The sequence below is a fragment of the Taklimakanibacter albus genome (assembly GCF_016595235.1).
In the GTDB taxonomy this organism is placed as follows: Bacteria; Pseudomonadota; Alphaproteobacteria; order Rhizobiales; family Aestuariivirgaceae; genus Taklimakanibacter; species Taklimakanibacter albus.
Window position 1 is genome coordinate 1264884 of the sequence record NZ_JAENHL010000008.1, and the last position, 13519, is coordinate 1278402.

At 63.1% G+C, this 13519-nt stretch carries 13 protein-coding genes and 2 riboswitches; of the genes, 8 read left to right on the forward strand and 5 right to left on the reverse strand.

The window, feature by feature from the left end:
- Window positions 1-17 precede the first annotated feature (17 nt).
- The 4 genes from JHL16_RS29025 to JHL16_RS29040 all read left to right on the forward strand — a co-directional run bounded on the left by JHL16_RS29025 (window position 18) and on the right by JHL16_RS29040 (window position 4802).
- Window positions 18-1619 carry an ABC transporter substrate-binding protein gene (locus JHL16_RS29025; RefSeq protein WP_200188366.1) on the forward strand — a complete coding sequence of 534 codons (1602 nt, stop codon included), beginning with the start codon at window positions 18-20 and terminating at the stop codon, window positions 1617-1619.
- Between the two features lie 56 nt (window positions 1620-1675).
- Window positions 1676-2926: an aminotransferase class III-fold pyridoxal phosphate-dependent enzyme gene (locus JHL16_RS29030; protein WP_200188367.1), complete on the forward strand. Its 1251-nt coding sequence runs from the start codon at window positions 1676-1678 to the stop codon at window positions 2924-2926.
- 22 nt (window positions 2927-2948) lie between these two features.
- On the forward strand, window positions 2949-3914 hold the full coding sequence (locus tag JHL16_RS29035) for an aminotransferase class IV (protein WP_200188368.1): 966 nt from the start codon (window positions 2949-2951) through the stop codon (window positions 3912-3914).
- A gap of 93 nt (window positions 3915-4007) precedes the next feature.
- Entirely contained in the window at window positions 4008-4802 is a 795-nt protein-coding gene (locus tag JHL16_RS29040; RefSeq protein ID WP_200188369.1) for an MBL fold metallo-hydrolase, read from the forward strand.
- Window positions 4803-4945: 143 nt separating this feature from the next.
- On the opposite strand, the gene JHL16_RS29045 is transcribed toward JHL16_RS29040, so the two are convergent.
- The 4 genes from JHL16_RS29045 to gcvT all read right to left on the reverse strand — a co-directional run bounded on the left by JHL16_RS29045 (window position 4946) and on the right by gcvT (window position 10548).
- Entirely contained in the window at window positions 4946-5734 is a 789-nt protein-coding gene (locus JHL16_RS29045) for a 2-keto-4-pentenoate hydratase (protein ID WP_200188370.1), read from the reverse strand.
- Window positions 5735-6046: 312 nt separating this feature from the next.
- Entirely contained in the window at window positions 6047-8953 is a 2907-nt protein-coding gene (gcvP, locus tag JHL16_RS29050; RefSeq protein ID WP_200188371.1) for an aminomethyl-transferring glycine dehydrogenase, read from the reverse strand.
- 80 nt (window positions 8954-9033) lie between these two features.
- The gene (gene gcvH, locus JHL16_RS29055; RefSeq protein ID WP_200188372.1) at window positions 9034-9405 is read right to left on the reverse strand and encodes a glycine cleavage system protein GcvH; all 372 of its coding nucleotides are present in this window, start codon (window positions 9403-9405) and stop codon (window positions 9034-9036) included.
- Window positions 9406-9423: 18 nt separating this feature from the next.
- Window positions 9424-10548 (reverse strand): glycine cleavage system aminomethyltransferase GcvT, encoded by a 1125-nt coding sequence (gene gcvT / locus JHL16_RS29060; protein WP_200188373.1) that lies wholly within the window; start codon window positions 10546-10548, stop codon window positions 9424-9426.
- Window positions 10549-10597: 49 nt separating this feature from the next.
- Window positions 10598-10700, reverse strand: a riboswitch (glycine riboswitch).
- Window positions 10701-10788: riboswitch (glycine riboswitch) on the reverse strand.
- Between the two features lie 147 nt (window positions 10789-10935).
- On the opposite strand from gcvT, the gene JHL16_RS29065 reads away from it, so the two are divergent.
- On the forward strand, window positions 10936-11151 hold the full coding sequence (locus tag JHL16_RS29065; protein WP_200188374.1) for a hypothetical protein: 216 nt from the start codon (window positions 10936-10938) through the stop codon (window positions 11149-11151).
- Window positions 11152-11216: 65 nt separating this feature from the next.
- Here the strand turns inward: JHL16_RS29065 and JHL16_RS29070 are convergent, their stop codons facing one another.
- Window positions 11217-11360, reverse strand: a complete 144-nt coding sequence (locus JHL16_RS29070; RefSeq protein WP_200188375.1) for a hypothetical protein — start codon at window positions 11358-11360, stop codon at window positions 11217-11219.
- A 9-nt stretch (window positions 11361-11369) separates the two neighbouring features.
- On the opposite strand from JHL16_RS29070, the gene ispH reads away from it, so the two are divergent.
- From ispH to JHL16_RS29085, 3 genes are read left to right on the forward strand one after another with little or no spacing between them, the layout of a single operon-like run.
- On the forward strand, window positions 11370-12332 hold the full coding sequence (ispH, locus tag JHL16_RS29075; protein WP_200188376.1) for a 4-hydroxy-3-methylbut-2-enyl diphosphate reductase: 963 nt from the start codon (window positions 11370-11372) through the stop codon (window positions 12330-12332).
- Window positions 12329-12778 (forward strand): ribonuclease HI, encoded by a 450-nt coding sequence (rnhA, locus tag JHL16_RS29080; protein WP_200188377.1) that lies wholly within the window; start codon window positions 12329-12331, stop codon window positions 12776-12778. Before ispH ends, rnhA begins: the two co-directional genes overlap by 4 nt.
- A complete protein-coding gene (locus tag JHL16_RS29085) occupies window positions 12778-13383 on the forward strand; it encodes a hypothetical protein (protein WP_200188378.1) in 606 nt (201 codons plus the stop codon). The genes rnhA and JHL16_RS29085 overlap by 1 nt, the downstream gene beginning before the upstream one ends.
- Window positions 13384-13519: the final 136 nt, after the last annotated feature.

The following is a 13519-nucleotide window of genomic DNA, read 5'->3' on the forward strand; positions in this document are numbered from 1 at the left end:
AAACACAGGAGGAAACAATGAAAAGACTACGCTTGCTCAAATCCAGCTTCATCGCACTATCGCTGGCACTGACGGCGACGGTGCTCACCGGGCCGCTGCCGAAGGCCATGGCCGAGGAGCGCCCGCTCGTCATCGCGCGCGACATGGACGTCAATTCGCTCGACCCGGCGCGCGCCTGGTGCGACACCTGCCAGATCTACAATACGTCCGTCTATGAGCAGCTCGTCACGCTCGACAAGGACAACAAGGTCGTGCCGCTGCTGGCGGCAAGCTGGGAAGCCAACACCGAGCAGACGCAGTTCACCTTCAAGCTCGATCCCGCGGCGAAATTCTCCGACGGCTCACCGGTCGAATCGAAGGATGTGAAGTGGTCGTTCGAGCGCCTCAAGAACATCAAGGGCAACGGCGCCTTCCTGGCCGATCCGATCGTCTCGATCGACACGCCGGATGCGCAGACCGCCGTCATCAAGCTCGCGGCGCCCAATTCGGAATTCCTCAATCAGGTGGCGGCCGCCTTCCTGTCGGTGCTCAACAGCGATGTCGCCACCGCCAATGGCGCCCTGTCGGACGCCACCGCGGCCGAGAAGGACACGTCGGAAAACTGGTTCCTCACCCATTCGGCGGGCTCCGGCCCCTTCGTTCTCGAATCCTATGAACCCAATGCCGAGCTGCGCCTGAAGCGTAACGACGCCTATTGGCGCAAGGCGCCGGCAGTGCCGGCCGTCGTCTTCCGGCAAGTCAAGGATGCCGTGGCGCAGGCCCAGATGCTGCAATCGGGCGCGGCCGACATCGCCATGCAGATCGATCCCGAAACGGCAAAGACCCTCGAGGGCAGCCAGGTCAAGGTCGAGCGCGTGCCGTCCTTCAATTATGTGTATGTCGCTCTGTCGCCCGGCGCCAAGGCCAATACCGTCAAGCTTAGCCCTGAAGTGCGCGAGGCGATCTCGATCGCCATCGACCGCACGTCGCTGATCGACTTCACGCTCGGCGGTGCCGGCCGTCCGATCGCCACGCCCATTCCGCTCGGCTTTCCAGGCGGCGATGGCCACGAGATCCCGGCCTATAATGTCGAGAAGGCCAAGGAGCTGCTCGCCAAAGCCGGCGCGGCCGATGGGTTCGAGATGCAGTCGATCTATCCCGACCTCAATGTCTATGGCGTCGACTTCTCCTTGATGATGCAGAAGATCCAGCAGGACCTGGCAAAAGTGGGAATCAAGGTGAAGCTCTCGCCGGTTCCCTTCGCCAATTGGCGCGAGGCGGCCAATGGCGATCACATCCCGCTGACGGCGGTGTTCTTCGCGCCGGACTTCTATGGCAGCTCGCAATATGTCGACGTGTTCGGCCTGTCGGAAGGAAGCGTGTGGGCCAAACGCGCCGGTGGCGCCGTCGACCCAACGATCATCAACAACGAAACCGGCAAGCTGATGAAGAAGGCGCTGGCCGCACCCACCGCCGACGAAGCGAACAAGATCTGGTTCGAAGCGGGTGAGATGATGGCCAAGGACCGCATCATCATCCCGATGGTGAGCCCGGATCTGATCCTCGCTTACGGCCCCAATGTGAAGGGCGTGCGCTACAGCGCCTGCTGCAACCTGCCGCTGGCCGAAATTTCGAACTGACAAAATAAAAAGGGGAGTGCTCTGGCACTCCCTTTTCCCGCTTGCTGGAGAGGATCATGACCATCAGCCTAAAGAACAGCCGCGACGCCGAGCTTCTGGCACGGGCGCAGCGCGTGGTGCCCAATGGCGTGTGGGGCCATATGGCGACCCGCTCGATCGCGCCGGGTTATCCGCAATTCTTCGCGAAGTCGGACGGCTGCCGCGTCTGGGATGCCGACGGCAATGAATATATCGACTTCATGTGCGCCTGGGGCCCCAATGTGCTGGGCTATGGCCACGCAGAAGTCGACGGGGCGGCCTTCGCCCGGATGAAGCAGGGCGATATCGGCAATGGCCCGACCGAGGTGATGGTCGAGCTCGCCGAGCTGCTGGTCGACACGATCGATCACGCCGACTGGGCGCTGTTCCAGAAGAACGGCACCGACGCCACAACGGCCTCGGTGACGATCGCCCGGGCCGCCACCGGACGGCGCAAGATCCTGGTGGCGCGCGGCGCCTATCACGGCGCTGTGCCCTGGTGCTCGCCCTCGATGGTGGGCGTCACCGCCGAGGACCGCGCCCATCTCGCGCAATTCGAGTTCAACGACATCGCCAGCCTCGATGCGGCGGTGGCCGCCGCCGGCGACGATCTGGCCGCCATCCTGCTCACCGCCTTCCGCCACGACGTCAATCGCGACCAGGAAATGCCGGACCCGGCCTTCCTCCAGCAGGCGCGGCGCCATTGCGACCAAAGCGGCGCGGCGCTGATCCTCGATGATGTGCGCGCCGGCTTCCGGCTCGATGTCCGCGGCAGCTGGGCGCAATATGGCGTCAAGCCCGATCTCGCCGCTTATTCGAAAGCCATCGCCAATGGCTGGCCACTCGCCGCCATCGCCGGTAACGAGCGCATGCGCGAGGGCGCGGCCAAGATTTTCGTCACCGGCTCGTTCTGGTACGGCGCCGCCGCCATGGCCGCCGCCGTCAAGACGATCGAGATTTTGCGCGACACCAACGCGCTCGCCCATAGCGCGGCGATGGGCCAACGCCTGCGCGAGGGACTGGACATGGTGGCCCGCCGCCATGGCTTCACGCTCAGCCAGACGGGACCGGCGCAAATGCCGATGGTCCGCTTCGCCGGCGACCAGGAGCTCCGGATCGGCAACGCCTTCTGCGTCGCCGCTCTGCGCCACGGGATCTATCTACACCCGCGGCACAATATGTTCCTCTCGGCGGCGCATCAGCCCGCCGATATCGACCGCGCCATCGCAGCGGCGGAGACGACGTTCAAGGACATCGCCGCCCTCGGCATCACCCCGCCCCGTATCTGATATCTCCCCTATTGGAAGAGCCATGTCCTATACCGATCATATCTTCGTCGATTACCGCCGCCGCGTGAAAGCGCTCGAAGCCAGCAACAATCCGTTTGCCCGCGGCGTCGCCTATGTCGAGGGCCAATATGTGCCGCTGCACGAAGCCCGCATCCCGCTCCTCGACCAGGGCTTCCTGCATTCCGACCTGACCTATGACGTGCCGGCCATCTGGGACGGCCGTTTCTTCCGTCTCGATGATCATCTCGACCGCTTCGAGCGCAGCTGCGCGAAGCTCAGGCTCAAAAGCCCGCTGCCACGCCAGGAGATGCGCGACCGGCTGATCGAGATGGCGGCGAAAAGCGGCATCCGCGACGCCTATGTCATGCTGATCGTGACCCGGGGCCTGCGTTATGTCCGCCAATATGCGCCGGAGGACTGCAAGAATTTCTGCTACCTGATGGTCATGCCCTATCTGTGGGTGATGGACGAGGAGACCCAGAAGACGGGCGGCAGCGCAGTGATCGCGCGCACCGTGCGCCGGGTGCCGCCGGGCGCCATCGACCCGACGGTCAAGAACCTGCAATGGGGTGATCTCACCCGCGGGCTCCTCGAAGCGCGCGATCGCGGCGCCATGTATCCGATCCTGACCGACGGCGACGCCAATATCACCGAGGGATCCGGCTTCAACGTCATCCTGATCAAGGATGGAAAGCTCCACACACCGAAAAAGGGCGTGCTGGAAGGCGTCACGCGTTTGTCCGTCCTCGCCATCGCCGAAAAGCTCGGCTATCCCCACATCATCGACGACGTCCCGGTGGATCTCGCTTATGATTGCGACGAGATCCTCTTCGTGACGACCGCCGGCGGCGTCATGCCGATAACCAGATTGGACGGCCAGCCGGTCGGCAGCGGCGACGTGGGGCCGATCAGCAAGGCGTTGTGGAAAGCCTATTGGGACGCCCATCGCGACCCCGAGCTCAGCTTTGCGATCCCCTACAAGGACTGAGCCGAAGCTGACGAAGAATTGATCGGGGAGTCTTTCGCGAGCCGATAGATTGAGCACCGGGACGCATCTTGTTGCCGCATCCGGAGCAACGACATGTCAGCAGTACGCTTTCTGGTACTTCTCCTGATCCTCCTTTCGCCACAGGCGGCATCGCGCGCCCAGGCGATGGCGAGCGACTGCCTCGCCATGGCGCAGGCGCCGGGCTTCGTGCCGGTGCAATATTCGGCCCCGACACTCGCGGCCGATGAGGTCCAGCTCACCTTTCTCGGCCATTCGACCTTCCTCATCGAAAGCGCCGGCGGGGTGAAGATCGCCACCGATTATTCGGGCTATGCCGGCGGCATCGTGCCCGATGTCGCCACCATGAACCATGCGCATCGCTCGCACTACACCGACTTTCCGGACCCGGCGATCAAACAGGTGCTGCGCGGCTGGAATCCGGAGGGCGGGCCGGCGCGCCATGACCTCACCGTGGGCGATGTGCGCATCCGCAATGTCACCACCGACATCCGCGCGATGGGCGGCGCCGTGCCGGACGGCAATTCGATCTTCATCTTCGAGGTGGCGGGCCTGTGCATCGGCCATCTCGGCCATCTGCATCACGAGCTGAGCAACGCGCAGCTGGCGGCGATCGGCCGGCTCGACATCGTGCTGGTGCCGGTCGATGGCACTTATACGATGGCGCAGGCCAACATGCTGAATGTACTGAAGGAGCTGAAAGCCCGCCTCGTCCTGCCGATGCATTATTTCACGCCGGAGACGCTGCAGCGTTTCATCAACGGCCTAAGCGGCGAGCTCGATGTCGAGATCAGCGGCAAAGCCTCGGTCACCGTCTCGGCCAGGACGCTGCCGGAGAAGCCGAAGCTGCTTGTGCTGCCGGGATATTAGTCGCCGAACGTTCCCCTCACCCTGAGGTGCCCGCCGAAGGCGGACCTCGAAGGGTATGCTTCAGCGCTCTCGCTCTATCCTGATGGATGCTTCGAGGCTCGCTGCGCTCGCACCTCAGCATGAGGGGTAGTGGGAATCGCGCCTCAGTCGGCGAACCGCATGGCCATTCGGCCAAACGAGCCAAAATCGACGGAGACATCATCGCCGGGTAAGATCTCCAGCGGCACGAGGCAGGTGCCGGTGGTGACGATGTGATCCCTGGCGAGCGTCAGGCCGTACTGCGACAGCTCATTGGCGAGCCAGACGAGGGCATTGCGGGGATCGCCCAGAACACTGGCGCCGATGCCCTCGCGCTCCAGCCGCGTGCCGACACGGCCGACCACCCGATGCCCCGCGAGATCGACATCGCGCCAGAAGGACGGCGCTTCGGGTCCGAGCACGAATTGATGCCCGCAGGCATTGTCGGCGATCAATTGCGCCGCCCCCACGCAGGTGAAGTCGGTGTAACGTGAATCGGGGATCTCGATGGCGAGATGCAAGGCCGCCACGGCCGCGAGCACTTCGTCTTGCTCATAGGGCTTGACGCGGGGCGGCAGATCGCGCGCCATCCGGAAGGCGAATTCCGCTTCGGCGACCCGCATGCGGTTGGCGCCGAAGGTCAGGACGGCGCCGTCGGGATGGACCATCTCGGCGAGAAGCCGGCCGGCCAGCGGTCCATCGACGGCGATGTGCCGCTGGCCCGCCAGACTCGTGGCGGCGATCTTCCAGCCGGCGAGCGGCCTGGTGCTCAGATGATCAAGATGTGACTGGATCAGATATGCTTCGGCGCGGTCCTGTGGACAGAGCGGCGGCGGCAGGTGATCCAACGTCGTGCCGTCCTGCCAATGCCGGATCAGCACATCCGACGCTTCCCCTGTCCTGGTCAATTCCATTCAACCGCTCCCGCCTCGATAACATAAGGTCGGGTCGTTGCGGCGGAGATGTCAAGTGGCCCCTCTCGCAGCGCTGTCCTATTCAGACATCCGAGAAGTGACGCGGTTCTTCCCCTCGCCCCGCGAAAGCGGGGAGAGGGAGGGGCCCATTGCGAAGCAATGGGAAGGTGAGGGGCACCCGGTCGCTTGGCGCGATGCCACGCTTGAAGGAAGAGGTAACAGGGATACCCCTCACCCTCCCAACGCTGACGCGTTGGGCCCCTCCCTCTCCCCTCTTCGAGGGGAGAGGTGTGCCTGCTTCTGGCCTCTCTCTTACTCCGCCGCTTCCTGATAGGCTTCCATCGGCGGGCAGGTGCAGACCAGGTTGCGGTCGCCATACACATTGTCGACGCGGCCGACCGGCGGCCAGTATTTGTCGGCATTGATGTAGCTCAAGGGGAAGAAGGCCTTCTCCTTGGAATAGGGTCGCGTCCAGTCGGCGAGCAGCAGCTGATGGGTGTGCGGCGAGTTCTTCAGCACATTGTCAGTGCGGTCGGCCTTGCCTTCCTCGACCTCGGCGATCTCGCGGCGGATCTCGATCATCGCGTCGCAGAAGCGGTCAAGCTCGCGCTTGCCTTCCGATTCGGTCGGTTCGATCATCAGCGTGTCGACGACGGGGAAGGACATGGTCGGGGCATGGAAGCCGTAATCGACCAGGCGCTTGGCCACATCCTCGACCGCTAGGCCGGTGCGTTCCTTCAGCCAGCGCAGGTCGATGATGCATTCATGCGCGACGACGCCGCCCGGGCCCGAATAGACGATCGGGAAATGCGGGGCCAGACGTTTGGCGACATAGTTGGCGTTGAGGATCGCCATCATCGTCGCTTCCTTCAGGCCCTCTCCGCCCATCATGGCGATGTAGGTCCAGGAGATCGGCAGGATCGAGGCCGAGCCCCAGGGCGCCGACGACACCTGGCCCTGCGACTGGTCGCGCCCCGCTGCCGGATTGACGCCATGCACCACCGGATGACCCGGCAGATAGGGAGCGAGATGCGCCTTGACGCCGATCGGGCCCATGCCGGGACCGCCGCCGCCATGCGGGATGCAGAAGGTCTTGTGCAGGTTCATGTGGCAGACATCGGCGCCGAGCTCGGCCGGGCGCACGAGGCCGACCTGCGCGTTGAGATTGGCGCCGTCGAGATAGACCTGACCGCCATTGGCATGGATGATGGCGCAGATGTCCTTGATGCTCTCCTCGAACACGCCATGGGTCGAGGGATAGGTGACCATCAGGGCCGCGAGATTGGCGGCATGCTGCTTGGCTTTGGCCTCGAGATCGGCAACGTCGACATTGCCCTTCTCGTCACAGGCGACGACCACCACCTTCATGCCGGCCATCACCGCGGAGGCGGGATTGGTGCCATGCGCGGAGACCGGGATGAGGCAGACATCGCGATGCGTGTCGCCCCTGGCGTGATGGTAGCCGCGAATGGCGAGCAGGCCCGCATATTCGCCCTGGCTGCCGGCATTGGGCTGCAGCGAGATCGTGTCGAAGCCGGTGATCTCGGCCAGCATGCTTTCGAGCTCCTCGAAAAGCTGCTGATAGCCCTGCGCCTGCTCGAGCGGCGCAAAGGGATGCATCATGGCGAATTCACGCCAGGTGACCGGGATCATCTCGCTCGTGGCATTGAGCTTCATGGTGCAGGAGCCCAAGGGAATCATCGAGCGGTCGAGCGCCACGTCCTTGGCCTGCAGGCGGCGCAGATAACGCAGCATCTCGGTTTCCGAATGATACATCTCGAAGACCGGATGGGTGAGATAGGGTGACTTGCGGGCGAGCGCCACCGGGATCGTGTCGGCGACCTTCGCGTCGAGCTTGTCGATATCGACGCGCTCCAAGGCATCGGTCTTGAACACGGTCAACAAGCGCTCCAGCTCCTGGCGGCGCGTCGACTGGTCGAAGGAGATGCCGACATGATCGGCATCGACGAAGCGCAGGTTTATGCGCTTTTCCTTGGCACGCGCCAGGATCGCCTGGGCGCGGCCCGGGGCATTGATGGTGACGGTGTCGAAGAAGGCCTTGGTCGTCACCTCATAGCCGAAGCCTTTCACCGCTTCGGCGAAGATGGCGGCGAGGCGATGGGTGCGCTCGGCCGTCTTGCGGATGCCGGTCGGGCCGTTATAGACGGCGAACATCGAGGCAATGACGGCGAGCAGCACCTGCGCGGTGCAGATATTGCTGGTCGCCTTCTCGCGGCGGATATGCTGCTCGCGCGTCTGCATCGCCATGCGCAAAGCGGGTGCGCCATGTGAATCGACCGAGACGCCGATGATGCGGCCAGGCATCGAGCGCTTATATTCGTCACGGGTGGCGAAGAAGGCGGCATGCGGACCGCCATAGCCCATCGGCACGCCGAAGCGCTGGGCCGAGCCCACCGCGATATCGGCCCCCAATTCACCGGGCGAAGTGAGGAGCGCGAGCGCCAGAAGATCGGTCGCCATGATGGCGAGGGCGCCGGCGCCATGCAATTTGTCGATGATGGCACGGTAGTCGCGGATCTCGCCGGATGAACCCGGATAAGAAAGAAGCGCACCGAAGACTTCGGCGGGTTTCAGGTCCTTGGCCGGATCACCGATGACGATGTCGAAGCCGAAGGCTTCCGCCCGCGTCTCTATGACGCCAATGGTCTGCGGATGGGTGTCGCGGTCGACGAAGAATGTGTTGGCCGAGGTCTTCACCACGCGCTTGGCCATCGCCATCGCTTCCGCTGCCGCGGTGCCTTCATCGAGCAGCGAGGCGCTGGCAAGCTCGAGGCCGGTGAAATCGATGATCATCTGCTGGTAGTTGAGCAGCGCCTCGAGGCGGCCCTGGCTCACTTCGGCCTGATAGGGCGTATAGGCGGTGTACCAGCCCGGATTCTCGAGAATGTTGCGCAGGATCACCTTGGGCGTGACGGTGCCGTAATACCCCATGCCGATCATCGAGGTGAACACCTCGTTGCGCGACGCCATCTGGCGCAGATAGGAGAGCGTGGTGCGCTCGGCTTTGCCCCTCGGCAGATCGAGCGGCTTCGCTGCGCGGATCTTCTTGGGGATCACCTTGTCGATGAAGCCCTCGAGCGAGGCGGCTCCGACGACTTTCAGCATCTCCGCCGTCTCGGCCGCATTGGGGCCGATATGGCGCGGTACGAAATTGGCCTGCGGTTCGAGTTCGGCAAGCGTTGCGCGTTTGGTCGACATGTTCCTAAGGTTCCTTTGACACCCTCATCCGCCCTTCGGGCACCTTCTCCCGCAAGCGGGAGAAGGGAATTTGAGGGGAATTACTGCTCGGCCACGAATTTGTCGTAAGCGGCCTTGTCCATCAGATCGGCGAGCTCAGCCTTGTCCTTGAGCTTCACTTTCATGAACCAGGCAGCGCCTTCCGCCTCGCGGTTGACGAGGGCCGGGTCGCCTTCGAGCTCCTTGTTCACTTCGACGACCTCGCCGGTGACCGGCGCATAGACTTCGCTCGCGGCCTTCACCGATTCGACCACCGCCGCGTCACCGCCCTTGCTCACCTGCTTGCCGATAGCCGGCAATTCGACGAAGACGACGTCGCCCAATTGCTCCTGGGCATGGTTGGTGATGCCGATCGTCGCGATGTCGCCATCGACGCTGATCCACTCATGTTCTTTGCTGTAGTGCTTGCTCATCGAGCTGCTCCCCTGAAGTTAGCGTTTGTAATTGTGCGGTGTGAACGGCAGTGCTGAGACGGCAGCCGGCATCGGCTTGTCGCGCACCACCAGATTGATCTTGGTGCCGGGGGCCGCAAAGGCGGTCTCGACATATCCCATGGCGACCGGTCCGTTGACGGTCGGGCCGAAGCCGCCCGAGGTGACGATGCCGATGGCGCGCCCCTTGTCGTCGGTGATGACCGAGCCTTCGCGCGCCGGGGCGCGGCCTTCCGGCTTGATGCCGACGCGCTTGCGCTTCGGTCCCTGCGTGATCTCACGGGTGATGCGCTCGGCGCCGGTGAAGCCACCTTCGCCGCGCCGCCGCTTGCTGATCGACCAGACGAGATCGGCCTCGACCGGGCTCGTCTCTTCGTCGATATCGTGACCGTAAAGGCAAAGCCCCGCTTCGAGGCGCAGCGAATCACGCGCGCCGAGGCCGATCGGCTTGACATCGGGATCGGCGAGCAGCGCCTCGGCCAAAGCCACGACCTTGTCGGCGGTGACCGAAATCTCGAAACCGTCCTCGCCGGTATAACCCGAACGTGCGACATGGCAGGGAATGCCGTTGAAACTGTCATGGGTCGCGCTCATGAAAGCGAGACTTGCGGCCTTCGGCAAATGACGGGCCAGCACGGCGGCCGCTTTCGGTCCCTGCAGGGCGATAAGTGCCGCATCCTCGATCGGCTCGAGCTTCACATTGGCGGGCAGATGCTCCTTGAGCCAGGCATAATCGACATCCTTGCGCGAGGCGTTGACGACGAGATAGAGCCGGCCCGTCTCGCCGGTGCGGGTGATCATCAGGTCGTCGATGATGCCGCCCGCGGGATTGGTGAGCTGCGAGTAACGGATGCGCTGCGGCGCCAGAGCGAGCAGATCGCCCGGCACGAGCTTTTCCAAAGCCTTGGCGACGGTTTCGTCATCGGGTCCGGTCAGATAGGCCTGGCCCATATGGGAGACGTCGAACAGGCCGGCGGAAGACCGCGTCCAGTTGTGCTCGGTCAAGATCCCGGTCGGATATTGCACCGGCATCTCGTAGCCGGCGAAGGGCACGATGCGGGCGCCCAGTTTTACATGAAGATCGTAGAGGGGGGTGCGGAGAAGCGTCTCAGACGGCGTTGCCATTCAATTTCCCGGTTCCGACAAGGTTGAGCGAGACCCGGCAACAGCCAAGCCTGCCCCCTCTGTCGGAGAACCTGAGAGATTTCGCCCATGTCGCTCCGACACATGGACTTAGCTCCTTCGGTGAGGGGTTTTCCCCTGCTCTCCAGAGTCGGCGAACGCACGCGGTCCTTTTGCCTGAGAGTTTCCGGGGCGGTTGCTCCTTCGGCGCCGGTCTTAACCGGCCTCTCCCGCGTATGTCCTAACGAACGCCCGGAACCTAGTGGGCCCCGTGCGGAAAGGCAAGGGGCGAGATGGCAGGGGCCGCATGTTCGCTCCGCATGAGAAACACCCGCCGCCGCATTCACTTTTCCCTCCCCTTTGTGGGGACGGATCAAGGGTGGGGGTCTGGTGGTCGCTCAGATTGATTGGGCCTTCGATTGGATTGAGGAAGACGTCGAGATTCCCGCTCACCGCGAAGGAGGCATAGGCGTCATCATAGACCGTGCAGCCCGGCAGGTCGGATCGGGCACCGTTGTTCAGAAATCACGCCGCCAGGCTCTCGTGCTCATATTCTCCTCGTTCGTGATGCAGCAGGATTGGCTGGCTTTGCAGAACAACGTCTGAGGACACACTGCACGGCGGGCTCTTACAGGTGATGACGCCTTACGCATAAAAGTGCTGCAGCTCCATTACACCGCGGGCATTTCCGGCAAGTTTTCCAGCCCCAATTGCGCCCAATAACCTATTGATTTACAATAATTTTCTACCCACGCAAGAATGCCGGTGCGGCAGCGACCTTGCTTTCCTTGACAAAAGCGGGCCGCCTTCGCCATCTAACCCTCATGAACAAGCCTCCACTGACCATCCTGCTGGCAGCGCCCCGCGGCTTCTGCGCCGGCGTGGTGCGCGCCATCGACATCGTGGAGCGGGCGCTGGCGCTTTACGGCGCGCCCGTCTATGTGCGCCACGAGATCGTGCACAACAAATTCGTGGTCGACGATCTGAAAGCCAAGGGCGCCGTCTTCGTCGATGAGCTCGACGAGATTCCGGATGGCGACCGTCCGGTGATCTTCTCCGCCCATGGCGTGCCGAAAGCGGTGCCGCAGGCGGCGCGTCTGCGCCAGATGTTCCAGATCGACGCCACCTGCCCGCTCGTCACCAAGGTGCATATGGAGGCGCAGCGCCATCATGGCGAAGGCCTCGATATCGTGCTCATCGGGCATAAGGGCCATCCGGAAGTGATCGGCACGATGGGCCAATTGCCCGACGGCGCCATCACACTCATCGAGACCGTGGAAGAAGCGCAGAGCTTCGCGCCGCATGATCCGGCGAAGCTCGCTTATGTCACCCAAACGACCTTGTCGGTCGACGACACGCGCGACATCGTCGAGACGCTCAAGCGCCGTTTCCCTGAGATCCGCGGTCCCTATAAGGAAGACATCTGCTACGCGACGACCAACCGCCAGGAAGCGGTGAAGTCGATCGCCGAGAAGATCGATTTCCTGCTCGTCGTGGGCGCGCCCAATTCGTCCAATTCGAAACGCCTGGTCGAAGTCGGCCTCAAGAATGGCTGCCCCTCCGCAGAGCTGGTGCAGCGCGCCGCCGATCTCGACTGGTCGAAGCTCAAAGGCCTCGGCACGGTGGGCCTCACCGCCGGCGCGTCGGCGCCGGAAGTGCTGGTCAACGAGATCATCGATGCCTTCCGCGGCCATTACGACGTGACGGTCGAGAAGGTCGTGCTGCGCGAGGAGAATGTCTCTTTCAAGCTGCCGCGGGAATTGCGCGAGACGAAGCCCGCCGCATGACTTCTGTACCTGTCGTCATCCACACTGACGGCGCCTGTTCCGGCAATCCGGGACCGGGCGGCTGGGGCGCGATCCTGCGCTATAATGGCCATGAGAAGGAATTGCAGGGTGGCGAGGCCAATACCACCAACAACCGCATGGAGCTGACCGCCGCGATCATGGCGCTCGAGACGCTGACGCGCCCGGCCACCGTCGAGATCCATACCGATTCCGTCTATGTGAAAGACGGCATCAGCAAATGGATTCATGGCTGGAAGCGCAATGGCTGGAAGACGTCCGACAAGAAACCGGTGAAGAATGCCGAGCTCTGGCAGCGCCTCGACCAGGCGCTCACGCGCCATCAGGTGAGCTGGCACTGGGTGAAGGGCCATGCCGGCCATGACGACAATGAACGCGCCGACGAGCTGGCGCGGATGGGCATGGCGCCGTTCAAGAGAACGCGCTGATGATGCGCCGGGCCAGCCGCCTCGTCTCCTTCGCGGTTGCCCTTCTCGTTGCCAGCCAAACACGGGCGCAAGAGATTGAGCTGAACAATGTGCCGCCGGCGCACAGCCTGCCGCCTCGCGAAGTGCAGATCGCTTTTGATCAGGCCAAACAAGGACACATCGGCGCCGCAGTCGACTCCTTGCGGGTACCGGCGAAGGATTCGGCTGAGACCAGTCTTTATCTGGCCACCCTGCTGTTTGCGTGGCGACAGCAATTTGCTCGTGAAGGCCGCGATCCGATGCCACCAGTCGATTGGGAAATGGATTGGCTGCGCTGCAGCGTTGTGATCGAAGGCAGTGGATATCCGGCGTCGTTCCTGGTCGAGTACTATGAAAATGACTATGTCGGCGGCAGGAAAACGCCGCGCCTTCCGGGTCCAGGCCGCGCGCCGGAACTCGCCGCGTGCTGGTCCGCCGTGAGCGAACAGGCAGCCGTTGCGCAGGACTGTCTAGACCTCGAAAAACCTTTGCGGGCCAAACGCAAGCTGCCAATCTTCGCTTGTCCGCCCAGCGAGCCGACGAAAGCCAGCATTGAAAAATACCCTGCGGTGAAAATCGCCGACTGAAGCTTATTCGGGATCGTTTTGCTCGCCCGCGATCAAGTGAACTGGCACTAGGTGTCTCGCACCGCTTAACCCACTTCCCTTCTCCCGCAAGCGGGAGAAGGGGAAATGAAGGTGAGTTCTGAAATCGTGACAGTGT